A 26,346-nucleotide genomic window follows, 5' to 3' on the forward strand; every position below is an offset into this window, starting at 1 on the left:
CGGGCCGACGGAGACGACGACCACTTCCTCGACCTTGCCGGCTTCCTTCAGCCGCAACGCCTCCTCGACCGAAATCTCGTCGAACGGGTTCATCGACATCTTCACATTGGCAAGCTCGATACCCGATCCATCCGGCTTCACCCGGATCTTCACGTTGTAATCGACGACACGCTTGACGGTGACCAGAACTTTCATGATGTCCTTCCTTACGAAACGTTTGCGAGAAAATGCGCTTTAACGCAGCGGCCTGATTGTCGGTTGGCGACATCGATACGCGTTTTTTCTCCAATTACAATCTTTGCCCCTTGCTCCCTGTCAAGATTGCCACCGGAAAAATACTGACGTTTACGTTCACGTCAACATCGAATCGGAAGAACGCAGTCTTCTTCTGCATAGCCGTGGCGACCAGCCGTTGTGGGCAAGCCATTAACGCACTGTTTTCAATCGGCGATCGCAGCAATTCCGCCATTGTCGGGCTAAAGTCAGGTGGGCCGGCCCCAGGGCGTGGGTTTCTTGATCGTCTCGGCAGCAGCAGGTGGCGCTCCCACTGCTACTGCTTCAACATGCCGCACGGCCCGTGGCGTGACGATCGTGCGATCGAACAGCGGAACGCCGCGACGTCGCAAAATGACCACCAGGATCAGCCCGGCAATGATGCCGCCGACATGTGCACCCCATGACACGCCGCCTTCCGGGTCAATGATCAGCATGAAGAATTGCTGGCCGATCCAGAAGGCCAGCGGGATGAAGGCGGGCAGGGGCAATGGGATGCGGAACAGCACCAGCACCCAGACGCGCACCTTCGGATGCAGCAGGAAATAGGCAGCGATGACGCCGGAAATCGCGCCCGATGCGCCGATCAGCGGCGCTTGCGATTCCGTGTTGATCAGCCCATGCGTCAATGCGCCGGCGGCCGCGCAGAGAAGATAGAAGATAAGGAAGCGGAAATGCCCCAGCGCATCCTCGACATTGTCGCCGAACACCCAAAGAAACAGCATGTTGCCGGCCAGATGCCAGAAGTCGCCATGCAGGAAGGAATAGGTGAGATATGTGGCGTCGTCGGGAACCAGCACCAGGTTCGGCGCCAGATGCGCATAATCGAAGGCGATGGCGGGGATGTAGCCCAGGCCCATCGTCGCGGCATTGGTGAACTCTTCCGGCATCAGCAGCGGCCCGGTGATCAGCCAGACGAGCGTGTTGACGACGATCAGGCTGATCGTGACATACTGGACCTTGATATGCTTGAGGGAATTCGCGTCGTGCAGCGGTATGAACATAGGCGCGTCGGTCCCTCGAAGCGGTGATCAGCGTCAGGCTTATCTGTTTTTAACTTATCTGTTTTTTCCGGGAACCCAAAGCACATCGGATTGTCCTTTGCTATTGGTCAAACGGGCGGCAACGAAGAGGAAATCGGAGAGACGGTTGACATAGGCGAGCGCTTCGCCGGTGACTATCTCGCCGTCCACCCGGGCAAGCTCCACCATCAGCCTCTCCGCCCGCCGTGCCACGGTGCGGGCGATGTGCAATGTGGCTGCAGCGCCGCTGCCACCGGGCAGAACGAATGAACGCAGCGGATCGAGATCAGCGTTCAATTCGTCGATCTCTGCCTCCAGCCGGGTCACCTGCGCGGCGATGATCCGCAACGGTTCATAGGCCAACGTCTCGCCGGTATCGGGCGTCGAAAGATCGGCGCCAAGGTCGAACAGGTCGTTTTGAATGCGCATCAGCATCGCATCGAGCGTGAGAAGTTCCGCCGTATGCTGGCGCGCCAGTCCGATGAAGGAGTTGGTCTCGTCGATCGTGCCATAGGCCTCGACGCGCAGGTCGCTTTTCAGGCGGCGCGGCCCGGTGGCGAGGCCCGTCGTGCCGTCGTCGCCGGTCTTTGTATAGATCTTGTTGAGCTTCACCATGTGTCAGCGGCCGCCGCCGGTAATCCACAGCGTCAGCATGATCAGGACGATCGCCACCGCCTGCAGGAACACGCGGGCCTGCATCAGCTTGTTGGATGTGTTGCCGTCGCCGCCCTTGGCCATGTGCAGGAGGCCGCGGATCAGAACGATGGCGACAAGGCCCATGACGAGCAATGTCAAACCGGTGAGAAAACTATGCATGTGACTTACCCTTGCCTTTCAGCTCAGCCGAAGCGGCTGATGAAACGATAAAACAGTCCGGCCGGCAGCAGTTTCTTCAGAAGCGCACCCTGTTTGGCCGGCTGGGTCACGATGTAATGCGGCTTCGGCTTCTTCGCGGTCAATGCGCGTTTCAGCGCAGTATACACCGCATCGGGCTCAAGCTTGCCCTTTGCCGGGCCGCTTTCGCCCCTCAGCCGCCGCATCTGCCGTTCATATTCCACAGCATGCACCGAACCCTTGAGGTCGATGAAGCGTTCGATGTTGATGATCGCATTGGCGGTGAAGCGCGAGGTAATCGGCCCCGGCTCGATCAGGCTCACGTCGATGCCGCTGCCTTCAAGCTCCATGCGCATGGTCAGCGTCAGGCCTTCCAAGGCGAATTTCGACGCATTATACGCGCCCCGCCACTTAAACGGTACAATCCCGAGAATGGATGAGCACTGGACGATGCGGCCGTGGCCCTGTGCCCGCATCGCCGGGATGATCCGCCGTGTCAGATCGTGCCAGCCGATAACGTTGGTTTCCAGCTGCAGCCGCAATGCCTCCACCGGCAGGTCCTCGACGGCACCCGCCTGGCCATAGGCGCCGTTGTTGAACAGCGCATCCAGCCTGCCGCCGGTTCGGGCAAACACGTCATCGACAAGTTTGGATATGGTGTCCGGTTTGGTATAATCCATCAGGAAGGCTTCGATGCCGTCGTTTTCGAGCGCGGCAAGATCCTCCACTTTCCGGACGGTGGCAAACACCCGCCAGCCGTCCTTTAAGAGGGCGCGCGCACACCATGCACCAATGCCGGAGGAGCAGCCGGTGACGATTATCGAGGGACGGTCGGTCATAATGGGTGGTTTCCTGTAGAAATTGCCGTCCGGTTTCCCATATTCATGAACGGGTTACAATCCGGGGAGCATGATGAGACAGTTGGAGAGAGAATGCCGGCCTTCATTCGCATAGCCTGGAAGGTCGTCTTCGATGCCGTCTGGCATTTCAGCGAAGACGACGGCTGGGCCATGGCAAGCCATGTGGCGCTCTCCACCCTCTTGGCGATCTTTCCGTTCCTGATCTTCGGCACCGCACTCGGCAGCTTTCTCGGCGCCGACCAGTTCGCAACGACGGCGGTGCATTTCATCTTCGATACCTGGCCGGAATCGATCGCCAAGCCCATCTCGGACGAAGTGGTGCGGGTGCTAACCATTCCGCGCGGCGGGCTGCTCACCCTGTCGGTTCTCGCCGCCGCCTATTTCGCCTCCAACGGTGTCGAGGCGTTGCGGGTGTCGCTCAACCGCGCCTACCGGGTGGCCGAAAGCCGGGCCTGGTACAAGACCCGGGTGGCAAGCCTTGCCTTCGTCCTTGCCGGCGTATTGGTCCTCGCGATCGTCAGCCTGCTGCTCGTGGCCGTGCCGCTGGCCATCCGCTATGCCGGCACGTATCTGCCGTGGTTCAACGGCCTCTTGACCATGATCGACAGCTGGAGCCTTGTCGGCGTGTTTGTCATGCTGACCACCGGCCTCATCGTCAGCCATCTCTGGCTGCCGGATGGGCGGCGTAAGATCATGGATGTCCTGCCGGGCATCATCCTGACGCTCGCGGCCTGGTCGATCGGCGCCTATGTCTTTGCCTCCTACATCGCCACTTTCGCCACCTATGTCTCGACCTATGCGGGTCTCGCCTCGATCATGATCGCGCTGGTCTTCCTCTATATCGTCGGGGTCATCTTCATTCTCGGCGCCGAGATCAATGCCGCGATCATGAAATACAAGGTCAAGCGCATGGTGATCCGCCACATCATGGGACCGCGGGAAGATGTGGTTAAGGTGGAGAGCGCAGCCGGGGAGACAGAGATTCCGAGGGAAAACGTCCTATAGGACCATCGCCCGGACATCGTCGGGGGTCTTGCCGGCTTCCCGGAAGGCGGCGATGCCGGTGTCGCGATTGCTCTTCGACAGCTTGCGGCCGTCGGGGCCAAGGATCAGCTGGTGGTGGTGATAGGTTGGTTGGGGAAGATCGAGCAGGCTTTGCAGCAGCCGGTGCACCGAACTTGCGTGGAAGAGATCGTTACCCCTGACCACATGGCTGACACCCTGCAGCGCATCATCGACGGTTACCGCCAGGTGATAGCTCGACGGCGCGTCCGAGCGTGACAGCACCACATCGCCCCAACCGGCAGGGTCGGCCGCGATCACGCCGGTTTGACCATCCGGACCGGTGCCGCTCTCCTGCCATGTCAGCGGCTCCTTCAGCTCAGCCAGCGCCTTGGCCATATCCAGCCGCCACGCATGCGGTTTGCCGCCGGCCAGCAAGCGCTGCGGGGCATCGGCCGATAGCTTGCGTTCCTCGCCGGGGTAAAGCGGCGCGCCGTCCGGATCGCGCGGCCAGGCTTTGCCCTTTGCCTCGAACTCGCCAACGGTGGTCTTGATCGCGCCCCGCGTCAAAAATGCCGGATAGACCAGATCCCGGTCGATCAACCTGCCGAGCGACTGGCGATAGAGATCAAGATGCTCCGATTGCCGCCGCACCGGTTTTTCCCAGTCGAGCCCCAGCCATGCGAGGTCCTCGACTATCCCAGCCTCGAATTCCGGCGTGCAGCGGGCAATGTCGATATCCTCGATCCGCAGCAGCAAGCGTCCGCGCTCTGCTTTTGCCATGTCATGATTGAGAATTGCCGATAGCGCGTGGCCAAGATGAAGCTGGCCGTTCGGGCTTGGTGCGAACCGGAACACCGGTTGTTTTGGCACAGTTTTGTTCATAATTTCTTCTTGGCACGGAAGCGCGCTTCCAGCCATCGATTTTGCCCTTATATAGACCGAATGTCGATGTCGCACCGGAGGGCTGGAGATGCGGATCATCCGCACGCATGAGGATATCAATGCCGGCCTCAATGGTCTGGTGATGCTCGATGCGCGCCTGGAACATGTCGTGTCGAAGGCAGGCCCGGTGCCGCTGCGCCGCGCCGATCCCGGTTATCGCGGCATCGCCAATATCATCGTCTCGCAAATGGTTTCGAAAGCCAGCGCAGCCGCCATCTGGAACCGCATGGAAGCCGCACTCGGTGCTATCGATGCTGCCAGCGTCACGGCCATGTCCGACGACGATTGCCGTCTGGTTGGCCTATCGCGCGCCAAGGCCGATACGCTGCGGCGGGTCGCACGGGCCGTGCTCGACGGCGAACTTGATCTGGAGGCGATCTGTTCGGTCGAGGGCAGTGCCGCGATCCGCGAAATGACCGCCATCAAGGGTGTCGGCCGCTGGACCGCTGAAGTCTATCTGTTGTTCTGCGCCGGCCATCCCGATGTGTTTCCGGTCGGAGACGTTGCCCTGCAAAATGCAGTCAGCCATGCACTGATGCTGGAGATGCGCCCGTCGGTGCGTGAGCTTGATTCGCTGACCGAGCTCTGGGCGCCATGGCGCAGTGTCGCTGCGCGTCTGTTTTGGGCCTACTATGCCACCGAAATGCGCCGGGATGGCACGCCGGCCACTCCATAAGGCAAAAAGCGAATCTTTTGTTTCCTTTTTCCTTTTGGCTTCACAATCCTGACGCAACGGGCCTAATATAGAAGGTGCAGGTGCCGAATCGAGCAGGAGTATACTGGCTTGACGATTGCAGTCTCACCACACGGCCTCCCAGCGCTCGTGCTGAACGCTGACTATAGGCCACTGAGTTATTACCCCTTGTCGCTGTGGTCCTGGCAGGACGCGATCAAGGCCGTTTTCCTAGACCGCGTGCATATCCTGGCCGAATACGATCATCAGGTCTCATCCCCCAGCTTTTCCATGCGCCTGCCAAGTGTCGTCTGCCTGAAAAGCTACGTGCAGCCGTCCCGTCATCCGGCCTTCACGCGGTTCAACGTGTTCCTGCGTGACCGGTTCGAATGCCAGTATTGCGGGTCACCGGATGATCTGACCTTCGACCACGTGATCCCGCGCTGCTGCGGCGGCCAGACCACTTGGGAAAATGTCGTCGCTGCCTGCTCGCCCTGCAATCTGCGCAAGGGCGGAAAGATGCCGCGCCTGGCGGGCATGTTCCCGCACCAGAAACCGTTCCACCCGACGGTTCAGGATCTGCACAACAACGGCCGGCTGTTCCCGCCAAACCATCTGCATGACAGCTGGATGGACTATCTCTACTGGGATGTCGAACTGCAGCCGTAGCGGTTCTGAGCATTTCTCGGGAGTAGAGCGAGGCAGGTGGCCCCAGACCCTCCGTCATTCCTGTGCCCGTCACAGGAATCCGGCCACGCGACGTCTGTCGCGTCAAAAGAGTCTTATGCGCCGCAGACGCGGCGCAACTGGATCCCCGCCACAAGGGCGAGGAAGATGGGGTTCGGGATACTCTGTTCGAGATAACTCGGGCGCTCATCGGCGAACCGATTACGCCTTGGCAGCACCACGCAGCGCAATCGCCGCCAGGATTAGGCTGGCAATGACGTTCCAGCCGGCAAAGGAAAGACCGAGCACGCGCAGGGACGCATCCGTGCAGGATGGGCCGTGTTTGCTGTCGAGATCGCCGAGCAGGTCGCCGACATTACCGGAAACGCCCGATGCCGATGTCGCGCAGGTTGCCGGCCCTTCCCAGAAATGCCATTCGACGCCAGCGTGATAGATGCCTGTTCCGGCACCCACCAGCATCAGGATACCGATGACCACAAGCAAAGCACGCGTCGTCCATACGGGGAGCCGCAGAACCGAAGTGGCAATCGCGACGATGCCGATCGGAATGCCCCAGTAATAGGGCGTGCGCTGTATCAGGCAGAGCGCGCAGGGGATATAGCCGCCAATATGCTCGAAGGCGAGCGCACCGCCGACAGTGCCTGTCATGCCGAGTGTGGCGAGGACAGACGGCAGAAGGCCGCGGGGTGGCTGGGGCAGGCTGTCGCTCACGGAGGGCTCCATCGGAATGTCAGGCAAGGAAACGGTAGGCAGCGAACATGGCGATCAGCAGGCCGGCGGCAGCCGCTGCCAGCAGACCGAGACGCTTTTCGATAAAATCGCGGATTTCTTCGCCGTAGCGCTGCAAAAGCCAGGCCAACAGGAAGAAGCGGGCACCGCGGGCAACGATCGCCGAGACGATGAACAGGCCGAGATTGATGTTGGCAGCGCCGGAGAGAATGGTCACCACCTTGATCGGCGGCAAATGCGCAAGGCCAGAGGTGACAAGCAGCAGCACCAGTGTTTCGTAGCCAACCGATGCCTTCATCGCCTCGAAGGCTTCGAGCTTGCCGTAGAAATGCAGGATCGGCTTGGCGAGCGCCTCAAACGCGTAATGGCCGATATACCAGCCGGCGATGCCGCCGAGCACGGAGGCAATCGTCGCCACCAGCGCGTAACGATAGGCACGCTCCGGCCGGGCCAGCGCCATCGGCAGGAAGAGAACGTCGGCTGGAACCAGGAAGACGGAACTTTCGACGAAAGCGATGACTGCGAGCCACGCTTCGGCGGATTTCCGGGCGGCGAGCGACATGGTCCAGTCGTAAAGGCGTCGAAGCATCAAGCATTTCCAGTTTCGGTTCCCGCCTTTTAGGCAGGATTGGCCATGCTGTAAATGATTTGCTGCGGATGCGAATTGCACAGTTTTGTGATTCCCACCCGCCGATCTGCAAAATCCCGGTTGACCGTTCCGAAACGGTTCGTGTAAACGCTTTTTGCTACCCCGAAAGGTATCCGTGCCCCGTTGGCGGAATTGGTAGACGCGCCTGACTCAAAATCAGGTTCCGAGAGGAGTGCTGGTTCGATTCCGGCACGGGGCACCACTTCAATTTTCCAATCAGAATTGCATAGGTTTCGAATCGCGTAGTCGAGCGTGCCGACGATTTGCGCGCGGCACGCAACTTGATTAATCGAAACACAACTATCCGGCGTGCGAATCGTGGATATCGCCGTTGGTTTGCTCCAAATCGGAACAGGTCGAAAAGACGATTAACCGCCCTGTTGCATCGCGATTGCAAAATTCTTCGGCGTTGCCCAGTCTGGAACACATCAATCCCCCATCGGCACACTTTGCCTGCAACCATGGAGTCGAGCATGTCCCAGTCTGCTACGTCCTGCGCCATTTTCGACGATGTTGATGCGTTGTCCGGAGCCCTGTTCTCGTGGTGCGCCGAACGCGGTGTCCGTTTGCGCAGCCAGGAGGGCGTCAGTGCCGCCGGTGCCGTCATCGATCTGTTCTTTGCCGGATATACAACGCAGGACGAATTGCTTGGTGCGTTGAATGATCGCCACAGCCGTGAAGTCGTCTTTGCGTCCTGATGCGGCGATAGCACGCGGTTGCTTCAGGATCGGCGCGGGCTTCAGTTGAATTTCCTGATCCGGAAGTGTTAGGTGCGCTGCAGCGAAATTTCTTGCGGCGGGCACATGCTTCCGATCAGCTATACCTATGACAATCTCCGCCGCGACTTCCGCTGGCAGATTCCCGAAAAGTTCAATATCGGCGTAGCTGTCAGCGATGACTGGGCTGCGCGTGAGCCTGGGAGGATCTGCCTGCAGCATTTCAGCCCGGATGGTACCCACCTGTCGCTGACTTATGGCGCGTTCGCGGCGCAATCCTCTGCCTTCGCCCAGGGGTTGTTACAACAGGGCGTCAGGCCCGGAGACCGGGTGGCGATCCTTCTGCCGCAGAGTTTCGAAACGGCCATCGCCCATGCGGCGATCTACAAGCTTGGCGCCATTGCGCTGCCGCTGGCGCTGTTGTTCGGCGTCGAAGCGCTTGAATACCGGTTGCGGGATGCGGGTGCATCCGCCATCGTCACCAACCGCTTCGGCTACGAGAAAATTGCAGAAATCCGCGGCCAGCTGCCAGACTTGAAGGCCGTCGTCCTGGTGGATCACGAGGCGCCGGAAACCGTCGGCTTCGCAGCCCTTACGAAAACGTCGGCGCCGAATTTTGCCCCTGCCGATACGACGCCCGATGATCCGGCTATGATGATCTACACATCGGGCACGACCGGCCCGCCGAAGGGCGCGCTGCATGGGCACCGGGTTCTGCTTGGTCACATCCCTGGCTTCCAATTCCACCACGCCTTCCTGCCGCAACCGGGCGACCGGATGTGGACGCCGGCGGACTGGGCCTGGGCGGGCGGTTTGTTGAATGCGCTCTTGCCCTCTCTGCTGCTCGGCGTTCCCGTTGTTTCCTCCCTCGGCCAGAAATTCGACCCGCATATGGCTTTTCGCATTCTGGAGGAGATGGACGTGCGTAACGCCTTCATCCCGCCAACGGCGCTGCGACTGATGAAGTCGGTCGAAAATCCGCGTTCGCTTTATCGTCTCAACCTGCGCACCATCGGGTCTGCCGGGGAATCGCTTGGCCGTGAGACCTGGGAGCAGGCAAGCGAGGCTTTTGGCTTACCGGTCAACGAATTCTACGGCCAGACGGAGTGCAATATCGTGCTCTCCTCGGCTGCCAATCTCGGCGTGCTGAAACCCGGCTCCATGGGCAAGGCGGCGCCCGGCCATGACGTTGCGATCATCGACGGCGAGGGCAGGGCGCTTCCGGTCGGCACTGTCGGGCAGGTGGCCGTGCGCCGTCCTGATCCGGTGATGTTTCTTGGCTACTGGAAGAACGAAGCGGCCACATCGGCAAAATTCATCGGCGACTGGATGACGACAGGCGATCAGGGCGTTCAGGACAAAGAAGGATATGTCACTTTCTTCGGGCGTGACGATGATGTCATCACGTCGTCCGGCTACCGGATCGGCCCCGGCGAGATCGAGGACTGTTTGGCTGGCCATCCGGCCGTGCAGCTTGCAGCCGCCATCGGCAAGCCGGACCCGGTACGCACCGAGATCGTCAAGGCTTATATCGTGCTGAAACCAGGCTGCGAGGCCGGACCGGCGCTGGAAGCGGAGATCCGCAACTGGGTCAAGACCCGCCTGTCAATGCATGAATACCCGCGTGAGATCGCGTTTCTCGACAGCCTGCCCTTGACCACATCCGGCAAGGTGATCCGCCGTATCCTGCGCGATCGGGCAGCGGCAGAGGGCTGAGGCTCATCTCTCTTCCCCTGCGCCGGTGTTTCCCTCTATCGCAGCGAGCGTGGGGCCAGCGAACGGATTTTTTCACGCAGCAGCCGCGCCATGTTGCGGGTGTTCCGATAAAGATGCAGCTGGGCCGCCACTTGGCGCACGTCGCGGTCGCGGTTCTGGTTCAGGCCGATCACCAGCGTACCCATCTCCTCGCGCTCTTCCCAGAAACGGCTCATCAGCGGATGGTCGGGAACGGCGCAACTGTCGGAACGCACGATATTGGCATCGTCGAGATGCCATTCGGTCAGTTCGGCGAGGAGCAGCTTGCCGGGAGAATATTTCGCATAGTGTTCGTCATAGGCCGTCTTCCAGGTATAGGCCTCGCCCGCCATCATGAAGACGATCATCGAGGCAATGGCCGTGCCGTCAAGGTCGATCGTATGGATGCGTACGCTGTCGGCTTCGGCCAGATTTGTGATCGCTTCGCGGGCAAAGGCGGCGCGGTAGCGGTCGAGCACCATGGCCGTGCGCTGCTTGCCCTTCCAGCCGCTCGCTTCCAGCGCAAGGAACTCTTCCATGCGAACACGGATTTCACCGGGCTGGCGGGCGACATTGTAGGAAACGCTTCCGACCTTCTCCAGAAGGTTCCATTGCCGGCGCAGTTCCCGCAGATGCGATGCGCTGATCGCGTGGCGCAGATAGGTCTGTCCGTCCTGCAGGCTTTCCAACATCGGCCGGGAGAAGGTGTCGGTCACCGTCAGTGGGAAGTTGCGGCCGATGGCAACAGCGCGGGCAAGCTGGGCGAATTTGCCCTTGAGGCGGATGTCGGGCAGCACGAGAACGCCGGGCAGTTTCGCCGCCGGGGAGGTGAGCGCCTCGTAAAAATTGTCGATGGTTTCGGCCGCATCCTCGGCGTCGAGCAGGGGCACGCCGAGCGGGCCGAACGGATTGGACCAGGCGCGGATGATCGGGGCGCCGATCGAAAAGCCCGGCTTCTCGATCGAAAACGGCATCAGGAAGCGGATGCGGCTGCGGCGTTCGTCGTTGTCGCGGATCAGCGCCAGCCGGATGATCCGGTCTTCAAGCCGCGGCATGGCTGGCGCCAGGAAACGGCCGGTGAAGAAGACGTTCGGCTCCATTGCCCGGTTGGAGAGGAAATCCAGCTCCGTCTGCAACTCATAGCCCTGGCGTGCCGGATAAAAGCAAAGCTGGCGGCCGGGGCGGCCGATGGCGATGGTGTTGTCGGCAACGGGCTGATCGGGCACCGGCTGAACGAGGCCGCCGAGGATGCGTGCCGACCGGCTGTTGGCGTCGTCAGGAAAATGCGGGTTGCCGGTCATGAGCGGGGTGCCTCTGATTTGATGATTCTGGCATGCGGATCGGCGAAGGCAAACAGGACAATGCCGAAGGTGCGGCGGACCGCGAGATGGAGAAGGATCGCTTCGACAAACATCGCCCCGGCGGTGGCCATCGCAGCACCGGTCAGCCCGAACATCGGGATCATCGTGACGTTGAGCGCCAGATTGCAGACGAGGGCTACCGCATAAAGCGCAACACAAAGCTTCTGCTGGCCAGCCATGGTCAGGAAGGCTTCGGCAGGACCGACCAACGCCTTAGCTATGATGCCGGCAAACAGGATCGCCATCAGCGGATAACCGGAGACGAAGGCCGGACCGAATAGCGACAAGAGGAACGAGCCGCAGGCAAGTACCATCAGGCCGACCAGGAGCGATGGCCAGAACGACCATTTGGCACTTTCCACCGCAATGACCGCGAGTTGCTGGCGATCAGGACTGGCCATCGCAGCGGAGAAGCGGGGCGAGGCTGCTGCCTTGACCGAGAACATCACGAAATGCACCAGCGCCATGGTCTTGGCGGCGGCAAAATAGATCGCGACGCTGGCCGGATCGAGATAAAGCCCGACGATGACGACGTCGGAATTGGTGAGCATGAAGCCGAACCCCTCGATCAGGAAGATCGGCAGCGCAACGCGGAACCATGCGCCGAATTCGATCCGGCTCGGCCCTTTGAGATACCGGCGGCGCAACCGCCAGGTGAGGATGAAGAACTGGCTGACGCTGGTCAGATAGGTTGCAGCCATGGCCGCGATCATCGCGGTCTGGGCGGTATGCGGCTCGCCGAATGCCACCGCCAGCATCATGAAGACGAGGATCAGCAGGGGCCGGACGATATAGGTCGGGCTCATCGCCGAAACGGCCCAGCTATGGGCACGCGACGTTCCCTCCATCACATCCCCCAGCGCAATCATCGGCAGGGAAAAGATACCGAGATAAAGCGGCAGGATATAATAGCTTTCGATATGTTCGCCGAACAACCGGAGGCCGCCGATGCCGAGGATGGCAACGCCGGTCGCCGACAGGAGCGCGAAGATGCGGACGGTCGCCGTCATTCCGCGGATTTCGGCCATGGCTTCGCGGGCACGGTACTGCGGAAGGAAGCGGATGATCGTGGTGTGGAAACCAAGGCAGGACAGGTTTCCGAACAGAACCACCAGCACCCAGACGAAAACGAAAATGCCGTATTCGAATTCGCCCATGACGCGGGCCAGGATGATCTGCGATACGAAGGCGATGGCGGCGCTGACGACGCGGATGGCAAAGGCAACAAGCGCCATGCGTTGCGCAAGGTGTTTGGGATCGCTGCTCGTCAGTACGGGAATGAGTTTTTCAACCAGCGGCGACAGCCGGTCCCTCACTGCGGGCGGCAAAATTCGACCAGCGGTTTGACAGGCTGCGATGAACACTGAAATACCCAAAACTACGCAAAACAGGCTGCCAGTCTTGACAGAACAGCGTTAACAAACGGTGGAGATAGAGCCTGCGGCGCACGGTTTCGCTGTCCGGAACCAATCCCACAAGGCGAGTTTCAGGATGCTGACGACGACAATCGATATGCTATTATCGGTTGCATTCGGGGGCAGAAGCAGCGTGCGTGGTGCCGGCCCACGCAACCGGGAAGACGGGCTCCCCGGCTGTGGCAACGGCCTTGCTATCGAATCTGGAGGTGTTCTATGTGGCAAAAGCCATTTAGCATCACGCTTATGATGCGGAAAACCCGGACTGGCTGGTCAATAGCAGTCCGGGTAAACTTCGCTAAGTAAGTCCAAGGCAGACGGGATTGCCGTCCCGTCTGCCACTTCAGAAATAAGCGATAACGCCTATAAAATCAAGTTTCCGATGCTTATGCTTCAAACGTACCGTGGCAGTGCTTGTATTTCTTGCCCGAACCGCAAGGGCAGGCCTCGTTGCGGGAAACCTTGCCCCAGCTCGACGGATCCTGGGGATTGCGGTTTTCCGGCTCGACGAAGTTCAGGTTGACGCTGTCGGCGAAGTCGTCGACCCCGGTGTCGGGGTCGATGTGATGACCGACCATTTCCGGCGGTACCGGCTGCGGTGCTTCGGCGGCTTCACGCACCAGTTCGACGCGCATCAATTGTGCCGTCACGGCCTGGCGAAGGTTGGCCAGCAGTGCCTGGAACAGCTCGAAGGCTTCCGACTTATATTCCTGCAGCGGGTCGCGCTGGGCGTAGCCACGGAAACCGATGACTGAGCGCAGGTGATCGAGGTTGACGATATGCTCGCGCCACAGATGGTCGAGGGTCTGCAGAACCACGGAGCGTTCCACATAGAGCATGATATCCGGGCCGAACCGCTCGGCGCGATCTGCTGCGGCCTTGTCGGCTTCGGCCGTGATGCGCTCGCGAATATCGTTCTCGTCGATGCCTTCCTCGGCAGCCCATTCGATGATCGGCAGGTCGAGGTTGAGCGAGTTCTGCACGTCGGTCTTGAGGCCGACGGCATCCCACTGTTCGGCATAGGCTTTTTCTGGAATGCGCTTGGCCACTATGTCCTCGATGACCTCGTGGCGCATGTCGGCGACCGTTTCGGAAATATCGGTCGCATCCATCATCTCGATGCGCTGCTCGAAGATCACCTTGCGCTGATCGTTGAGCACGTCGTCGTATTTCAGAAGGTTCTTGCGGGTGTCGAAGTTGCGGGCTTCGACCTTCTTCTGGGCGCGTTCCAGCGCCTTGTTGATCCAGGGATGGACGATCGCTTCGCCTTCCTTGAGGCCAAGCTTCTGCAGCATCGAATCCATCCGGTCGGAGCCGAAGATGCGCATCAGGTCGTCCTGCAGCGACAGGAAGAATTTCGAGCGGCCGGGGTCGCCCTGACGGCCGGAGCGGCCACGCAGCTGGTTGTCGATACGGCGGCTTTCGTGGCGCTCGGTTGCCAGAACGTAGAGGCCGCCGGCAGCGAGAGCGATGTCTTTCAGTCGCTGGACCTCGACCTTGATCGCGGCTTCCTTTTCGTCGCGCTCGGGGCCGTGTTCCATCTCGCCGAGTTCGCGTTCAACGCGCATTTCAAGGTTGCCGCCGAGCTGGATGTCAGTACCACGGCCGGCCATGTTGGTGGCGATCGTGACCGCACCCGGAACGCCGGCCTGTGAAACGATATAGGCTTCCTGCTCGTGATAGCGGGCGTTCAGAACCTGGAAGTTGGTGAAGCCAGCCTTCTTCAGCATTTCGGCGAGAAGCTCGGATTTTTCGATCGAGGTCGTGCCGACCAGAACCGGCTGCTGGCGATCCTGCGATTCCTTGATCTCGGCGATGATCGCCTTGTATTTCTCTTCGACCGTCCGGTAGACTTCGTCGTCCTCGTCGATACGCTTGATCGGCAGGTTGGTCGGTACTTCCACGACTTCCAGGCCATAGATGTTGCCGAATTCCTCGGCTTCCGTCGAGGCCGTACCGGTCATGCCACCGAGCTTCGAATACATGCGGAAATAGTTCTGGAAGGTAACCGAGGCCAGCGTCTGGTTTTCCGGCTGGATGGTGACCTTTTCCTTGGCCTCAAGCGCCTGGTGCTGGCCTTCCGAATAACGACGGCCCGGCATCATGCGGCCGGTGAATTCGTCGATGATGACGATCTCGTCGTTGCGGACGATGTAGTCCTTGTCCTTCTGGAAAAGCTTGTGGGCCTTCAATGCGTTATTGACGTGATGGACGATCGCGACGTTCTCGACGTCGTAAAGCGTTTCGCCCTTCAACAGGTTCGCCTCGCGCAGAAGATTTTCCAGCTTCTCGGTGCCGTCCTCTGAGAAATTGGCGGAGCGCTGTTTTTCGTCGATCTCGTAGTCTTCCGGCGACAGCATCGGAATGAACTTGTCGATGGTGTTGTAGAGATCGGAGCGGTCGTCGAGCGGGCCGGAGATGATCAACGGCGTGCGCGCTTCGTCGACGAGGATAGAGTCGACTTCGTCGACGATCGCGAAAAAGTGGCCGCGCTGGACCATCTGGTTGCGCTCGTACTTCATGTTGTCGCGGAGATAATCGAAGCCGAGTTCGTTGTTGGTCGCGTAGGTAACGTCGCAGGCATAGGCAGCGCGGCGCTGGTCGTCGGTCAGGCCGTGGACGATAACGCCCGTCGTCAGTCCGAGGAACGAATAGATCCGGTTCATCGTCGCCGAGTCGCGGGTCGCGAGGTAATCGTTGACCGTGACGACGTGAACGCCCTTGCCGGCAATTGCGTTGAGGTAGACCGGCAGCGTTGCCACCAGCGTCTTGCCTTCACCGGTCTTCATTTCGGCGATCGATTTTTCGTGCAGGATGATCCCGCCGATCAGCTGGACGTCAAAAGGTCGCAGGCCAAGCGCCCGGCGTGCAGCTTCGCGGGCAACGGCGAAGGCGGGCACCAGGAGATCATCGAGCGTCTTGCCGTCGGCGAACTGCTGGCGGAACTCGACGGTCTTGGCGGCTAGAGCTTCATCGGAAAGCGCTTTGGTTTCAGCTTCCAGCGCATTGATGGCATCGACCTTGGCTTTGTAGCCCCGCACACGGCGGTCATTCGATGAACCGAAGATTTTGCGGGCGATGCCGCCGAGACTGACCATAAGAATGGTCCTTTCTTCTATGTCGCCAACGCGGTCAATTTCCGCGAAATACTATGAAACGCCCGGAACTGTTCTGGACGCGAGGTTGCGTGACAGATAAGAGGGGGGTCGAATTATGTCAACGGAGTTGAGGCACGCCAAGGCTACAGAACGGCCACAATCTGATGATGTGGAACGTTTCAGGCCGGCCGTGACCGCGGTTTCGGAGACCAGCGTGGAAGGTATGAGGATGTTGAAATACAAAATGCTTGCGGCGGTTGCCCTGATCGCTGTCATGGCCGCCCAAGGCCCGGCAGCGGCACAGGATGCCGCCGATCCCGTCATCGCCAAGGTTGGCGTCACGGAAATCCACCAGTCGGAGCTGGACTACGCCCTTACCGGCCTTGATCCGCAGCTGGCACAGCTGCCGGACGATCAGAAGCGCGCCGCCGCGCTTTCCGGTCTGATCGACGTCAAGTTGCTGGCCAAGGACGCCGACAAGGAAGGCCTGCAGAACGATGCGGACTTCAAGAAGCGTCTCGCCTATCTGACCGATCGCGAATTGCACAACGCCTTCTTCAAGAAGCACGTTGTCGATGCCGTCAAGCCGGAAGAGGTCAAGGCCCGCTACGACGTGGAAATCGCCAAGATCCCTGCGCAGGAAGAAGCCAAAGCCCGCCATATCCTGGTGAAGACCGAGGAAGAAGCCAAGGCGATCATCAAGGATCTGGATGCCGGCAAGGACTTCGCGACCATCGCCAAGGAAAAGTCGACCGACCCGAACAAGGCTGATGGCGGTGATCTCGGCTACTTCACCAAGGATCGCATGGTTCCGGAATTCTCGGAAGCCGCTTTCAAGCTCGAAAAGGGCAAGTACACGGAAGTGCCGGTCAAGACCCAGTTCGGCTTCCACGTCATTCTGCTCGAAGACAAGCGCATGCAGCCCCCGCCGCCGTTTGAACAGGTCGAGCCGCAGGTCAAGCAGCTGGTCATGCGCGACAAGTACATCGAGCTTCTGGCTGCGGCCAAGAAGGATGCCGGCGTCGATATCACCGACCCGGCCCTGAAGAAGGCCTATGACGAGGCGAACAAGGCAGAAGCCGCGACCGCCAACTGATGAGATCGAGCGTGACCCTTCGTCTTCGGCCGGTCACGCCTTTCTGATATACAGTGAACGACACAGGTCCCGGAGGCGTCAGGCTCTTCGGGATTTCGTTTGTGGGCCCGCAGGCCGGGCCATCATCGCTAAACAGGGTTGATCATGTCCGGTTCCGTTTCCCCGCTTGCTCCGAAATCTTTCGCCGACATGCCGCCCGTGCGCGGTGTCCGCATGGCAACCGCCGCAGCCGGTATCAAGTACAAGAACCGGACCGATGTGCTGCTGATGGTTTTCGATGAACCGGCCTCTGTCGCCGGCGTCTTTACCAAGTCGCGCTGCCCGTCGGCTCCCGTCGATTTCTGCCGTCAGAACCTGTCTGGCGGCATTGCCCGTGCCGTGGTCGTCAATTCCGGCAATGCCAATGCCTTTACCGGCAAGAAGGGCAGGGCTGCGACCGAGCTGACGGCGCAGTCCGCTTCGCAAGCGGTTGGGTGCTCGACCGGCGAAGTGTTTCTTGCGTCCACCGGCGTCATCGGCGAACCGCTGGATGCGACCAAATTTGCCGGTGTTCTCGGCCACATGACCGTGCAGGCGACCAGCGATTTCTGGTTTGAGGCCGCCAAGGCGATCATGACCACGGATACCTATCCGAAAGTGTCGACCCGTACCGCCGAGATCGGCGGCGTCACCATCACCATCAACGGCATCGCCAAGGGCGCCGGCATGATCGCGCCAGATATGGCGACGATGCTGTCCTTCGTCGTTACCGACGCGGATATCGCCCCGGACGCCCTGCAGGTTCTGTTGTCGGAAGGCACAGGCCCGACCTTCAACTCCGTCACCGTCGATAGCGACACCTCCACCTCCGACACGCTGATGCTGTTTGCCACCGGTGCTGCCGGCAAGGATGGCCAGACGAAGATCGTCAGCCCCACCGATCCGGCGCTCGATGGTTTCCGTGCAGCGCTGAATGATCTCCTGCGCGATCTGGCGCTGCAGGTGGTTCGCGATGGCGAAGGTGCGCGCAAGATGGTTGCGGTTACCGTCGAGGGTGCCGAGAGCGACCAGGCTGCCAAGCGCATTGGTCTGTCGATTGCCAATTCGCCGCTGGTGAAGACGGCGGTTGCCGGCGAGGACGCCAATTGGGGCCGCGTGGTCATGGCCGTCGGCAAATCCGGCGAACTGGCCGACCGCGACCGGCTGGCGATCTGGTTCGGCGATGTTCGCGTCGCAGTCGATGGCGAGCGCGATCCGACCTATTCGGAGGCCGCGGCTACGGCCGTGATGAAGGAACAAGACATCGCCATCCGCGTCGAGATCGGTCTCGGGTCCGGCAAGGCGACCGTCTATACCTGCGATCTGACCAAGGAATATATCGAGATCAACGGCGACTACCGGAGCTGATGGCAGTGCAGGATACAATTTCGAAAGCCGATCTGCCGAACGTCCGCCGTCTGGAGGCCGTCGGTTTTCGCGCCTGGCCTGCGGCTTCGGTACAGTATGACGGCAGCTGGCTGATCCGCTTGACGGCGGGCCATGATTCCAAACGGCTGAATTCGGTCAATCCGCTCGATCCGTCCGACAGCCGCGATATCGAGATCAGGCTTCTAAAGGCTGCCAAGCGCTTTTCCGACTATGGACGGCCGCTGACCGTTCGCCAGACGCCGCTGACCCCGCCGCCGCTGATTGCCTACATGGATCAGCATAACTGGCCGGTATTTTCTGAGACCATCGTCATGATGGCGGATATTCCACCGAACGATACGACGGAATCGATCGAGCATCTGCCGTTGCGCGATGTCGGCCGTTTTGTCGATGCGCGGCTGCAGATCTGTGGTGAAAGCAGCCAGGACAAGGCGGGTCTCACCGAAGTCATCAACGCGATCAAGGCGGAATGCGGGCTGTTTCTCTTCGAGGCGCAGGACGAAGGACCGATCGCAGTATCGCTCGCCGTTCATGACAATGATCTTGCCGGTATCTTGCAGGTGGCTGTTGCTCAGAGCGTCCGGCGGCAGGGTGTCGGTAGCGCCATCGTCAACGCCTCGCTGCGCTGGGCCCGTCTGCGTGGTGCCCGCACCGCTTGGCTTTCGGTCGAGAGCGACAATGACGCCGCGATCAAGCTTTATCGCAAGTTCGGCTTCAGGGATGTCTACCGGTATGCCTACCGGCGCGAAGGGGAATGATGATGGACGTTGCCGGCCGAAAAATTCTTCTGGTTGCGGCCTGCGCGCTGGTCGACAGCGACGGCCGGATACTTCTCGCTCAGCGGCCGGAGGGCAAGTCGCTGGCGGGGCTCTGGGAGTTTCCCGGCGGCAAGGTCGAGCCTGGGGAAACGCCGGAAGAAACGCTGATCCGTGAACTGGACGAGGAGCTGGGGGTGCGCACCAAGGTCGCGTGCCTGGCGCCTTTGACATTTGCCAGCCACACCTATGACGATTTTCATCTGCTGATGCCGCTCTATGTCTGCCGGCGCTATGAAGGTGCCGCCCATGGGCGGGAAGGCCAGGCGGTGAAATGGGTTCGCCCAAATGCCCTGCGCGACTACCCGATGCCGCCAGCCGACGAGCCACTTATCCCCTATTTAATGGATTTGCTCTGAACCTATCCTCGAAATTTCTGTTTTATTAATCGAACATTTATCACCCTCCCGCAAAATCAGCTTCGAGTAAGTACTGGTGTCTAATGGTTTGGGGATGATTCCCGTAACCGATGCCGGTTTTTTATTGGCGTTGACATGGTGAAGCGGTGAGTAGACCGGCTTCAGGGAAACGCACGTATTCGAAGAGGCAGACGATGGTCGATGACGATTTTTGGAGAACGGTACAGGACAAGGATCTGGCGACACCCCAGAGCCGCCGCACCGGTGCGCTTAATCTGTCGCTGCTGTTCGGTACTGCCGTCATCGCGCTGACCCTCATTCTGACGCCGATGATGACGTCGAAGACGGACAACAAGGTGCTGGCCGACGCGCCGATCGACTACGATAGTATTCAGACAGGATCGATCCCGAGCAGCCCGCCTACAAAGCGTTACACAGTGCGCCGCAGCGTGCTGCAGGAAATGCCGGGCGCAGTCTGCATTATCGACAGTGATGGCAACAAAAGCGGTTGCTGATGTCCCTGTGAGCCCGGGCTTCTTGCCCCGTGTTCCGGTTCGCTGCCAGCCTGGGGTCGATGCCGATTCCGATATTGACAGGGCGCATGCTCGCGCTTCGGATGAAGTAATCCGATGGGCATGCGCAGGGCAGGCTGGGAGCACATGAAGACACTGATTCGCCTTTGGAAAGACAAATCCGGTGCCACGGCAGTCGAGTATGGTCTGCTGGCCACCCTGATTTCGATCGGCATGATGGTCGGGCTAGGGGCGTTCTCGGATTCCCTGCTCGCCGTCTTTCAGACGATCACCACCGCCATCATTGGTGCCGGGCCCATCTAAGGCTTGCGGACAATCCTATTGTTCACCTTTCAACGGCAGTTCGCGCGTGCTCAGCGCATCGGATAGCCTTTGCTTTGCCGAGCCGGGTTTCAGCGGTTTCTGCTGGCTTTCGTGCGGTGCCCAGCCGGAAATATAGATGATCGAAAACGTCGCCCGGATGCGGCCATCCGGGTCGCCAAAACGCTCGGCGTAGATTTCGGCGGCGCGTACGAAAAAGCGCCGGGTCAGCGGCTTGCGGCTGCGGGCTGCGAGCGGATTGGTCATTCCCATCGAGCGCAGGTCTTTCAACAACGAAAACAGCGACGCATAACGTACCGTGTAGCTTTCGGTATCGGCGACCGGCAGGCTGAAGCCGGCACGTTGCAGGAGTGCACCGATATCGCGGACATCGGCAAAGGGGATGACACGCGGACTGGCGCCGCCGGTCAATTCGCTTTCGGCGGCAAGAAGCACCTCGCGCAATTCCTGCAAGGTGCCGGAGCCGGGAATGGCGGCGAGAAACAGGCCATCGGGTTTGAGCGCCCGGCGCACCTGGATGAACACGCCGGGTGTGTCGTTGGTCAGATGCAGCGACAGCGGGGAAACGATGAGGTTTGCCGATTCTGCTGCGAGCGGCACCGTCTCCAGTGATGCGACGGAGACTTTTTCATCCATGGCGGCAAAAGCGGCATCCGTTTCGACCCGCTCGATGTCCGTCACCTTGCCGGTGTTGGCGATGTAGCGGGCCGTCAGGCCGGTATAGCCATGCAGTTCGACAGCCTTGTCAAAATGCCGTTCGACCACGCTCAGGCGTTCGGACAGCTCTTGCGCTGCAATCTCCAGCAGGAATTGCGCCTTCGGATCGCCGTTGCGAAAGGCGCGCTTGCGGCGGGCCTCGATGAGCGTCTGGTCGAAAACGATATCCATGGCTTTGCTTTCCTGATCGCCCAAAAATCTGATCGCAATGAAACCCGGCTCGCCGTAATGTCAACCTCATGGGGGATGAAGAGGCGGAAAATCCGGGGTGGCGGCTGGCCAATAGCTTGCGTGCAGGTCTGCGCGGTCTGTGGTCTGCTGCGGTGGATGCGGTCTATCCGCCGGTCTGTGCCGGTTGCGGCCGGATGACCGGGCGGCATCGCGGTGTCTGTGCCTCGTGCTGGGCAACGCTGCGGCTGATCGAGCGGCCGTATTGCGAGGTTCTCGGGCTGCCATTTTCGCATGATCTGGGGGCCGGCATCCTTTCGGCCGATGCGATCGCCAATCCGCCGGTGTTCGAGCGGCTGCGCTCCGTTGCCATCCATGACGGTATTGCCAAGTCGCTCGTCCACGGCCTGAAATATCGCGACCGCACCGATCTGGCGGTGATGATGGCGGAATGGATGATAAGGGCCAGCGACGGCACCGTTGCGGCCTGCGATGTGGTCGTTCCGGTGCCGCTGCATGCTTTTCGGCTCTGGAGCCGCAAGTTCAACCAGTCCGCCGAGCTTGCCCGGGCGATTGCCCATAGCTCGGGTAAACCTTCTCTGGCCGCCGCGCTGATCCGCAACAGACGCACCGCCCAGCAGGTGGGGCTGGGCGTCAGCCAGCGGCAGGAGAATGTGCGCGGCGCTTTCTCGGTGACGGAGGCCGGCAAGGCGGCGCTGTTCGGCAAGCGGGTCGTTCTGGTCGACGATGTCTATACGACAGGGGCGACGGTATCGGCCGCCACAAGGGCGCTGAAGAAGGCGGGGGCGGCGGATGTCACCGTTTTGACCTTTGCAAGAGCCGTGTCCGGTCTTATATGACACGGTATGTGATGCTGGCGCAGGGCCGGCGAAGGAGCAGATCAACTCATGGCTTCGGTCGTCATTTATACCCGTCAATTCTGCGGCTATTGTTCCGCCGCGAAGAAACTTCTGGAAACCAAGGGCGTGACGTTCGAGGAACATGACGCGACCTATGCGCCGGAGGTTCGGCAGAAGATGATCGAGCGCTCGAACGGCGGCACGACCTTCCCGCAGATATTTATCAACAATGCCCATATCGGCGGCTGCGACGACCTGCATGCGCTGGAACGCGCCGGCAAGCTGGACGCGATGCTCGCCGCGTAAGGAGACGCTTCCATGACGCTCAAGGCCGCAGCGATCCAGATGTGTTCCGGTGTCGACCCGGCTCGCAATGCCGAGACGATGGTACGGCTCGTGCGCGAGGCCGCAGCACAGGGCGCAACCTATGTGCAGACGCCGGAAATGACCGGTGCGCTGCAGCGGGACCGCGCTGCGATGAAGACGGCGTTGCGCGACGAGAGCAATGATCTCATCGTTGCTGCAGCGTCGAAGCTTGCCGCCGAACTCGGCATCCATCTGCATGTCGGCTCGACGGCGATCGGTCTTGCCGATGACAAGATGGCCAATCGCGGTTTTCTGTTCGGGCCGGATGGCAAGAAAATCACCCATTACGACAAGATCCACATGTTCGATGTCGATCTCGACAATGGCGAGAGCTGGCGGGAAAGTTCTGCCTATACGCCGGGCGGCACGGCGCGTCTGGTGAACCTGCCGTTCGGCAAGCTCGGCTGCGCCATCTGCTACGACGTACGGTTTCCCGAGCTTTTCCGGGCGCAGGCTGCGGCCGGGGCGCAGATCATGTCGGTACCGGCAGCCTTTACCCGCCAGACCGGCGAGGCGCATTGGGAAATCCTGCTGCGCGCCCGCGCCATCGAAAACGGAATGTTCGTCATCGCGGCGGCCCAGGCAGGCGTGCATGAGGACGGCCGCGAGACGTTTGGCCATTCGATGATCATCGATCCGTGGGGACGTGTTCTCGCGTCGGCCGGCGGCACCGGCGAGGGCATCGTTGTCGCCGATATCGACATCGGTGCGGTTGCCGCTGCGCGCGCGAAAATTCCAAACCTCAAGAACGGCCGGGCGTTTACGCTGGAGGAAGTGCCCAGCGCTTCCAAGGACGTGGCCGCTTGATCAAGTACACGCTTGCCTGTGACAACGGCCATTCGTTCGAGGGATGGTTTTCCTCGAGCGCCGATTTCGACCGCCAGGCGGAGCTTGGGCTGGTTTCCTGTCCCGTCTGCGGTTCTGCTACCGTTGGCAAGGAACTGATGGCACCTTCGGTCTCGACGGCCCGCAAGAAGGATGAGACCAAGGTGCTGATGATGGACCAGGCCCGCAAGGAGGCGGTCGCCAAGATCCGCGAACTGGTCACGTCCATTCGCGAAAATGCGGAGGATGTCGGGGCGAAGTTTCCAGAGGAAGCGCGCAAGATCCATTATGGCGAGGCCGAGCAACGCGGGTTGATCGGCCAGGCGACGGTCGAGGAGGCCAAGACCCTGCTGGAGGAAGGCATCGAGATCGCCGCCCTGCCGGTTCTGCCCGACGATGTGAACTGAGATGACGGCCAGCGGGCACCGTCTGGCCATCTACAATTTCGGCCTGCATGCCGGGCCTGAAGGCGATCCCCGCGTCGAGGGCTTCGTGTCGCGTGAACCGGCCAACTTCGAGGCGGCCTCGCGGGCGTCCGGTTTTATCGGCCGCTCCGGCTATCGCGGCGTGCCGGGGCCGCGCAGCTGGGGCAGGCAGGTTTTTCCACGCTTCATCAACGGCAGTGGCTTTGACAGCGCTCCGTCGTCGCTGTCGCTCTGGGCCGATATCGAATCGCTGATGGCGTTTTCCTATAATGGCGTTCATGCCGATGCGCTGAAACACGGGCGCAACTGGAACATCAAACCCAATTGGCCGCCGCTGGTGCTGTGGTGGGTAGCGGAGCACCGCATTCCCGACTGGTCGGATGGTGCCGGGCGGCTGGAATATCTCCACGATCACGGGGTGTCGGCCAGAGCCTTCACCTTCAAAGAACCCTTCACCCCTGATGGCGAAGCCTATGCAATCGACCGGGACAAAGTCCGGTGGATCGCGGAAGAAAATGCCAAAGGGCAGGCCGATCTGCTTGCCTATGTGCTGACGCTGAAAGTCTAGCACAGCGGCGTTGGGCGGGGATGATGCTGTATGGGCTTCTTGAGGTGGCCCGGGCAGGCGTCGGGTTTTCCCGATCACGTGAAAGGGTGCAGCAGTCTTTTAATTCAACGGCTTGATACCCATCTGCGGGCGGTATGCAGAATGGAGTTTCGAGACTGATGGATTTTTCCGACCTTCGCTTTTCGACAGATCGCCTTGAGATCCGGCGGTTTGTGCCCGGTGATTTTGCGGCTTTTCATGCGTATCATAGCCAGCCGGAGGTCTACCGTTATCTTTATGCCGAGCCGCTCGATGGAGTTGAAGCTGCCGAAAAATTTCAGAGGGCGTGCGCGCCGCGGCTTCGCACGGATGGCGATGCCGCCGTGTTTGCCGTCGAGCGCCGTGAGGATGGTGCCGTCATTGGCGAAGTGGTGCTGAAGCTTGAAAGTGCGATCGCGCGGCAGGTGGAGGTTGGTTATATTTTCAATCCGGCCTTTGCAGCCAAGGGGTATGCCACCGAGGCGATGCGGGCCATTTTGGAATTTGCGTTTTCCGGGCTGAATTTCCACCGGGCCTTTGCCCGGCTTGATGCCGCGAATGCCGGTTCCGTTGGGGTTGTCGAACGGCTGGGCATGCGGCGCGAGGCCCATCTGATCCAGAACGACCAGTTCAACGGCGTCTGGGGCGACGAATTCATCTATGCGCTGCTGAGGGACGAATGGATGGCGCGGCAAGGCGGCGTTTGACGATCCGCGAAGATAGTCTCTCCCGCAAACACGATGGCGGGAGAGGTAGGGAAGCCTGCGTTTACGCCGGGCGCTTGGCGACGATCATGTAGTTGACGTCCATGTCCTTCGACAGGTTCCACTGGTTCGACAGCGGATTGAAGAAGACGCCGGTGCGGTCGGTCACCTCCATGCCGCTGGCGGTGATCGGTTTTTCCAGTTCTTCGGGGCGGACCAGCTTTTCGTATTGATGGGTGCCGCGCGGCAGCCAGCGCAGGACATTTTCGGCGGCGAAGATGGCAAGCGCTGCCGCCTTCATGGTGCGGTTGATGGTGGCGACGAACATCATGCCGCCGGGGCGCACCATGGAAGCGCAGGTGCTCATGAAGAATTCGACATCGGCGACATGCTCGACCACTTCCATGTTGAGCACGACATCGAAGGTCTCGCCGGCTTCGGCAAGGGACTCGGCCGTGACCGCGCGATAATCGACCGCCACGCCGCTGCCGGCCGCGTGGGTCTTGGCAATCATGATGTTCTTTTCCGAAGCGTCGGCGCCGACCACGTCGGCACCCATGCGGGCCATCGGCTCGGACAGGAGGCCGCCCCCGCAGCCGATATCGAGGACGCGCAGGCCCTTCAGGGGCTGGAGCGTTTTGGCCTCGCGGCCGAAATTGTCCGAGACGCGGTCGCGGATATAGGTGAGGCGCACCGGATTGAACTTGTGCAGCGGCCGGAACTTGCCCTTCGGATCCCACCACTCGGCGGCCATGGCGGAAAACCGGTCGACTTCGGTCTGGTCGATGGTAGTGCGGGCCTGCTCACTCATGGTCGGAACTCCTTGGACGATACCCTTGGTGAAGTCGGACGATCGGCCATGAAAGTCAAGGGTTGGCAGTGTCGCGGGCGGTGAGGGCAGCTTACCCTCCCCTTGAGGGAGAGGGTCGGAGCGAAGCTCCGGGGTGGGGTGATCTACGGCGTATGCAATTGTCTCTTGTGTTCGTGGTGGTCACCCCCACCCGCCGCGCTGCGGCGACCTCCCCCCTCAAGGGGGAGGTGGGTTTGCCTCTTCTCCCCAGCGGGGAGAAGGTGCCCGAAGGGCGGATGAGGGGGCGGTCCGGCATAGAGGGGCAGGCCTTTCATTGCGGTGTTTTCTTAATTTCCCACCTCAGTTTGCCCGGATT

General features: G+C 60.6%; 29 protein-coding genes, 1 tRNA gene and 1 pseudogene. 18 read left to right on the forward strand and 13 right to left on the reverse strand.

Annotated elements, in window-relative coordinates; all coding sequences use genetic code 11:
* From ACP7E0_RS33530 to ACP7E0_RS33550, 5 genes and pseudogenes are all read right to left on the reverse strand, one after another.
* A pseudogene (locus tag ACP7E0_RS33530) lies at positions 1–195 on the reverse strand (electron transfer flavoprotein subunit beta/FixA family protein); the annotation flags it as partial.
* 287 nt (positions 196–482) lie between these two features.
* A complete protein-coding gene (locus tag ACP7E0_RS33535) occupies positions 483–1,277 on the reverse strand; it encodes a rhomboid family intramembrane serine protease (protein ID WP_426131531.1) in 795 nt (264 codons plus the stop codon).
* Positions 1,278–1,331: 54 nt separating this feature from the next.
* A complete protein-coding gene (locus ACP7E0_RS33540) occupies positions 1,332–1,910 on the reverse strand; it encodes a cob(I)yrinic acid a,c-diamide adenosyltransferase (RefSeq protein ID WP_426131533.1) in 579 nt (192 codons plus the stop codon).
* A gap of 3 nt (positions 1,911–1,913) precedes the next feature.
* Positions 1,914–2,111, reverse strand: coding sequence for a twin transmembrane helix small protein (locus ACP7E0_RS33545; protein WP_060639493.1), 198 nt, complete (start codon positions 2,109–2,111; stop codon positions 1,914–1,916).
* Between the two features lie 23 nt (positions 2,112–2,134).
* Positions 2,135–2,968: an SDR family oxidoreductase gene (locus ACP7E0_RS33550; RefSeq protein ID WP_426131535.1), complete on the reverse strand. Its 834-nt coding sequence runs from the start codon at positions 2,966–2,968 to the stop codon at positions 2,135–2,137.
* A 93-nt stretch (positions 2,969–3,061) separates the two neighbouring features.
* Here ACP7E0_RS33550 and ACP7E0_RS33555 point away from each other — a divergent pair, with 93 nt between their 5' ends.
* Complete coding sequence (locus tag ACP7E0_RS33555) at positions 3,062–3,994, forward strand: YihY/virulence factor BrkB family protein (RefSeq protein WP_426131537.1); 933 nt, start codon at positions 3,062–3,064, stop codon at positions 3,992–3,994.
* Here ACP7E0_RS33555 and gluQRS read toward each other — a convergent pair.
* Positions 3,989–4,876: a tRNA glutamyl-Q(34) synthetase GluQRS gene (gene gluQRS / locus ACP7E0_RS33560; protein WP_426131539.1), complete on the reverse strand. Its 888-nt coding sequence runs from the start codon at positions 4,874–4,876 to the stop codon at positions 3,989–3,991. The genes ACP7E0_RS33555 and gluQRS overlap by 6 nt on opposite strands.
* 88 nt (positions 4,877–4,964) lie before the next feature.
* Here gluQRS and ACP7E0_RS33565 point away from each other — a divergent pair, with 88 nt between their 5' ends.
* Complete coding sequence (locus ACP7E0_RS33565) at positions 4,965–5,612, forward strand: DNA-3-methyladenine glycosylase family protein (RefSeq protein WP_426131541.1); 648 nt, start codon at positions 4,965–4,967, stop codon at positions 5,610–5,612.
* Positions 5,613–5,720: 108 nt separating this feature from the next.
* Entirely contained in the window at positions 5,721–6,278 is a 558-nt protein-coding gene (locus tag ACP7E0_RS33570) for an HNH endonuclease (RefSeq protein ID WP_426131542.1), read from the forward strand.
* 219 nt (positions 6,279–6,497) lie between these two features.
* Here ACP7E0_RS33570 and ACP7E0_RS33575 read toward each other — a convergent pair whose 3' ends face one another.
* Complete coding sequence (locus ACP7E0_RS33575) at positions 6,498–7,019, reverse strand: disulfide bond formation protein B (RefSeq protein WP_426131544.1); 522 nt, start codon at positions 7,017–7,019, stop codon at positions 6,498–6,500.
* 7 nt (positions 7,020–7,026) lie between these two features.
* Positions 7,027–7,614 carry a YqaA family protein gene (locus ACP7E0_RS33580; protein ID WP_318414022.1) on the reverse strand — a complete coding sequence of 196 codons (588 nt, stop codon included), beginning with the start codon at positions 7,612–7,614 and terminating at the stop codon, positions 7,027–7,029.
* Positions 7,615–7,791: 177 nt separating this feature from the next.
* On the opposite strand from ACP7E0_RS33580, the gene ACP7E0_RS33585 reads away from it, so the two are divergent.
* The 3 genes from ACP7E0_RS33585 (at position 7,792) to ACP7E0_RS33595 (ending at position 10,106) form a co-directional block, all read left to right on the forward strand.
* Positions 7,792–7,876 (forward strand) — tRNA-Leu (locus ACP7E0_RS33585).
* Between the two features lie 271 nt (positions 7,877–8,147).
* On the forward strand, positions 8,148–8,372 hold the full coding sequence (locus ACP7E0_RS33590) for a hypothetical protein (RefSeq protein WP_426131546.1): 225 nt from the start codon (positions 8,148–8,150) through the stop codon (positions 8,370–8,372).
* A gap of 105 nt (positions 8,373–8,477) precedes the next feature.
* Positions 8,478–10,106, forward strand: coding sequence for an AMP-binding protein (locus ACP7E0_RS33595; protein WP_426131548.1), 1,629 nt, complete (start codon positions 8,478–8,480; stop codon positions 10,104–10,106).
* A 35-nt stretch (positions 10,107–10,141) separates the two neighbouring features.
* Here ACP7E0_RS33595 and ACP7E0_RS33600 read toward each other — a convergent pair whose 3' ends face one another.
* From ACP7E0_RS33600 to secA, 3 genes are all read right to left on the reverse strand, one after another.
* Positions 10,142–11,425, reverse strand: coding sequence for a GNAT family N-acetyltransferase (locus ACP7E0_RS33600; protein ID WP_426131550.1), 1,284 nt, complete (start codon positions 11,423–11,425; stop codon positions 10,142–10,144).
* Complete coding sequence (locus ACP7E0_RS33605; RefSeq protein WP_426131576.1) at positions 11,422–12,816, reverse strand: lipopolysaccharide biosynthesis protein; 1,395 nt, start codon at positions 12,814–12,816, stop codon at positions 11,422–11,424. The genes ACP7E0_RS33600 and ACP7E0_RS33605 overlap by 4 nt, the downstream gene beginning before the upstream one ends.
* A 470-nt stretch (positions 12,817–13,286) precedes the next feature.
* Positions 13,287–15,998 carry a preprotein translocase subunit SecA gene (secA, locus tag ACP7E0_RS33610; protein ID WP_426131552.1) on the reverse strand — a complete coding sequence of 904 codons (2,712 nt, stop codon included), beginning with the start codon at positions 15,996–15,998 and terminating at the stop codon, positions 13,287–13,289.
* A 229-nt stretch (positions 15,999–16,227) separates the two neighbouring features.
* Here secA and ACP7E0_RS33615 point away from each other — a divergent pair, with 229 nt between their 5' ends.
* The 6 genes from ACP7E0_RS33615 (at position 16,228) to ACP7E0_RS33640 (ending at position 20,511) form a co-directional block, all read left to right on the forward strand.
* Positions 16,228–17,094, forward strand: a complete 867-nt coding sequence (locus ACP7E0_RS33615) for a peptidylprolyl isomerase (RefSeq protein ID WP_426131554.1) — start codon at positions 16,228–16,230, stop codon at positions 17,092–17,094.
* Positions 17,095–17,238: 144 nt separating this feature from the next.
* Positions 17,239–18,480: a bifunctional glutamate N-acetyltransferase/amino-acid acetyltransferase ArgJ gene (gene argJ / locus ACP7E0_RS33620; protein WP_426131555.1), complete on the forward strand. Its 1,242-nt coding sequence runs from the start codon at positions 17,239–17,241 to the stop codon at positions 18,478–18,480.
* Positions 18,480–19,259 (forward strand): GNAT family N-acetyltransferase, encoded by a 780-nt coding sequence (locus ACP7E0_RS33625; RefSeq protein ID WP_426131557.1) that lies wholly within the window; start codon positions 18,480–18,482, stop codon positions 19,257–19,259. Before argJ ends, ACP7E0_RS33625 begins: the two co-directional genes overlap by 1 nt.
* Before the next feature lie 2 nt (positions 19,260–19,261).
* Positions 19,262–19,675 (forward strand): 8-oxo-dGTP diphosphatase MutT, encoded by a 414-nt coding sequence (gene mutT, locus ACP7E0_RS33630; protein ID WP_426131578.1) that lies wholly within the window; start codon positions 19,262–19,264, stop codon positions 19,673–19,675.
* Positions 19,676–19,869: 194 nt separating this feature from the next.
* The gene (locus tag ACP7E0_RS33635; RefSeq protein WP_426131559.1) at positions 19,870–20,190 is read left to right on the forward strand and encodes a hypothetical protein; all 321 of its coding nucleotides are present in this window, start codon (positions 19,870–19,872) and stop codon (positions 20,188–20,190) included.
* A gap of 144 nt (positions 20,191–20,334) precedes the next feature.
* The gene (locus tag ACP7E0_RS33640; protein WP_426131561.1) at positions 20,335–20,511 is read left to right on the forward strand and encodes a Flp family type IVb pilin; all 177 of its coding nucleotides are present in this window, start codon (positions 20,335–20,337) and stop codon (positions 20,509–20,511) included.
* Between the two features lie 15 nt (positions 20,512–20,526).
* On the opposite strand, the gene ACP7E0_RS33645 is transcribed toward ACP7E0_RS33640, so the two are convergent.
* Positions 20,527–21,417 (reverse strand): methyltransferase domain-containing protein, encoded by an 891-nt coding sequence (locus ACP7E0_RS33645; RefSeq protein WP_426131563.1) that lies wholly within the window; start codon positions 21,415–21,417, stop codon positions 20,527–20,529.
* A gap of 68 nt (positions 21,418–21,485) precedes the next feature.
* Between ACP7E0_RS33645 and ACP7E0_RS33650 the strand changes: the two genes are divergently transcribed.
* The 6 genes from ACP7E0_RS33650 to ACP7E0_RS33675 all read left to right on the forward strand — a co-directional run bounded on the left by ACP7E0_RS33650 (position 21,486) and on the right by ACP7E0_RS33675 (position 25,183).
* Positions 21,486–22,274, forward strand: a complete 789-nt coding sequence (locus ACP7E0_RS33650) for a ComF family protein (RefSeq protein WP_426131565.1) — start codon at positions 21,486–21,488, stop codon at positions 22,272–22,274.
* 48 nt (positions 22,275–22,322) lie between these two features.
* On the forward strand, positions 22,323–22,580 hold the full coding sequence (grxC, locus tag ACP7E0_RS33655; RefSeq protein WP_426131566.1) for a glutaredoxin 3: 258 nt from the start codon (positions 22,323–22,325) through the stop codon (positions 22,578–22,580).
* A 12-nt stretch (positions 22,581–22,592) separates the two neighbouring features.
* Positions 22,593–23,447 carry a carbon-nitrogen hydrolase family protein gene (locus ACP7E0_RS33660; protein WP_426131567.1) on the forward strand — a complete coding sequence of 285 codons (855 nt, stop codon included), beginning with the start codon at positions 22,593–22,595 and terminating at the stop codon, positions 23,445–23,447.
* Positions 23,444–23,872 carry a DUF1178 family protein gene (locus ACP7E0_RS33665; RefSeq protein ID WP_426131569.1) on the forward strand — a complete coding sequence of 143 codons (429 nt, stop codon included), beginning with the start codon at positions 23,444–23,446 and terminating at the stop codon, positions 23,870–23,872. The genes ACP7E0_RS33660 and ACP7E0_RS33665 overlap by 4 nt, the downstream gene beginning before the upstream one ends.
* A gap of 1 nt (position 23,873) precedes the next feature.
* Positions 23,874–24,458, forward strand: coding sequence for a DUF3291 domain-containing protein (locus ACP7E0_RS33670; protein ID WP_426131571.1), 585 nt, complete (start codon positions 23,874–23,876; stop codon positions 24,456–24,458).
* Between the two features lie 158 nt (positions 24,459–24,616).
* Positions 24,617–25,183 carry a GNAT family N-acetyltransferase gene (locus ACP7E0_RS33675; RefSeq protein ID WP_426131572.1) on the forward strand — a complete coding sequence of 189 codons (567 nt, stop codon included), beginning with the start codon at positions 24,617–24,619 and terminating at the stop codon, positions 25,181–25,183.
* Between the two features lie 61 nt (positions 25,184–25,244).
* On the opposite strand, the gene ubiG is transcribed toward ACP7E0_RS33675, so the two are convergent.
* Positions 25,245–25,991: a bifunctional 2-polyprenyl-6-hydroxyphenol methylase/3-demethylubiquinol 3-O-methyltransferase UbiG gene (gene ubiG, locus ACP7E0_RS33680; RefSeq protein WP_426131574.1), complete on the reverse strand. Its 747-nt coding sequence runs from the start codon at positions 25,989–25,991 to the stop codon at positions 25,245–25,247.
* Between the last annotated feature and the right edge of the window lie 355 nt (positions 25,992–26,346).

Source organism: Pararhizobium sp. PWRC1-1 (assembly GCF_049897905.1).
Classification (GTDB): Bacteria; Pseudomonadota; Alphaproteobacteria; order Rhizobiales; family Rhizobiaceae; genus Pararhizobium.

Bases quoted from the DNA above. Each gene is read 5' to 3' on its own strand.
- ACP7E0_RS33535 (WP_426131531.1), bottom strand. From the start codon at position 1,277: ATGTTCATACCGCTGCACGACGCGAATTCCCTCAAGCATATCAAGGTC.
- ACP7E0_RS33540 (WP_426131533.1), bottom strand. From the start codon at position 1,910: ATGGTGAAGCTCAACAAGATCTATACAAAGACCGGCGACGACGGCACG.
- ACP7E0_RS33545 (WP_060639493.1), bottom strand. From the start codon at position 2,111: ATGCATAGTTTTCTCACCGGTTTGACATTGCTCGTCATGGGCCTTGTC.
- ACP7E0_RS33550 (WP_426131535.1), bottom strand. From the start codon at position 2,968: ATGACCGACCGTCCCTCGATAATCGTCACCGGCTGCTCCTCCGGCATT.
- ACP7E0_RS33555 (WP_426131537.1), top strand. From the start codon at position 3,062: ATGCCGGCCTTCATTCGCATAGCCTGGAAGGTCGTCTTCGATGCCGTC.
- gluQRS (WP_426131539.1), bottom strand. From the start codon at position 4,876: ATGAACAAAACTGTGCCAAAACAACCGGTGTTCCGGTTCGCACCAAGC.
- ACP7E0_RS33565 (WP_426131541.1), top strand. From the start codon at position 4,965: ATGCGGATCATCCGCACGCATGAGGATATCAATGCCGGCCTCAATGGT.
- ACP7E0_RS33575 (WP_426131544.1), bottom strand. From the start codon at position 7,019: ATGGAGCCCTCCGTGAGCGACAGCCTGCCCCAGCCACCCCGCGGCCTT.
- ACP7E0_RS33580 (WP_318414022.1), bottom strand. From the start codon at position 7,614: ATGCTTCGACGCCTTTACGACTGGACCATGTCGCTCGCCGCCCGGAAA.
- ACP7E0_RS33590 (WP_426131546.1), top strand. From the start codon at position 8,148: ATGTCCCAGTCTGCTACGTCCTGCGCCATTTTCGACGATGTTGATGCG.
- ACP7E0_RS33595 (WP_426131548.1), top strand. From the start codon at position 8,478: ATGCTTCCGATCAGCTATACCTATGACAATCTCCGCCGCGACTTCCGC.
- ACP7E0_RS33600 (WP_426131550.1), bottom strand. From the start codon at position 11,425: ATGACCGGCAACCCGCATTTTCCTGACGACGCCAACAGCCGGTCGGCA.
- secA (WP_426131552.1), bottom strand. From the start codon at position 15,998: ATGGTCAGTCTCGGCGGCATCGCCCGCAAAATCTTCGGTTCATCGAAT.
- ACP7E0_RS33615 (WP_426131554.1), top strand. From the start codon at position 16,228: ATGTTGAAATACAAAATGCTTGCGGCGGTTGCCCTGATCGCTGTCATG.
- argJ (WP_426131555.1), top strand. From the start codon at position 17,239: ATGTCCGGTTCCGTTTCCCCGCTTGCTCCGAAATCTTTCGCCGACATG.
- ACP7E0_RS33625 (WP_426131557.1), top strand. From the start codon at position 18,480: ATGGCAGTGCAGGATACAATTTCGAAAGCCGATCTGCCGAACGTCCGC.
- mutT (WP_426131578.1), top strand. From the start codon at position 19,262: ATGGACGTTGCCGGCCGAAAAATTCTTCTGGTTGCGGCCTGCGCGCTG.
- ACP7E0_RS33635 (WP_426131559.1), top strand. From the start codon at position 19,870: ATGGTCGATGACGATTTTTGGAGAACGGTACAGGACAAGGATCTGGCG.
- ACP7E0_RS33640 (WP_426131561.1), top strand. From the start codon at position 20,335: ATGAAGACACTGATTCGCCTTTGGAAAGACAAATCCGGTGCCACGGCA.
- ACP7E0_RS33645 (WP_426131563.1), bottom strand. From the start codon at position 21,417: ATGGATATCGTTTTCGACCAGACGCTCATCGAGGCCCGCCGCAAGCGC.
- ACP7E0_RS33650 (WP_426131565.1), top strand. From the start codon at position 21,486: ATGGGGGATGAAGAGGCGGAAAATCCGGGGTGGCGGCTGGCCAATAGC.
- grxC (WP_426131566.1), top strand. From the start codon at position 22,323: ATGGCTTCGGTCGTCATTTATACCCGTCAATTCTGCGGCTATTGTTCC.
- ACP7E0_RS33660 (WP_426131567.1), top strand. From the start codon at position 22,593: ATGACGCTCAAGGCCGCAGCGATCCAGATGTGTTCCGGTGTCGACCCG.
- ACP7E0_RS33670 (WP_426131571.1), top strand. From the start codon at position 23,874: ATGACGGCCAGCGGGCACCGTCTGGCCATCTACAATTTCGGCCTGCAT.
- ACP7E0_RS33675 (WP_426131572.1), top strand. From the start codon at position 24,617: ATGGATTTTTCCGACCTTCGCTTTTCGACAGATCGCCTTGAGATCCGG.
- ubiG (WP_426131574.1), bottom strand. From the start codon at position 25,991: ATGAGTGAGCAGGCCCGCACTACCATCGACCAGACCGAAGTCGACCGG.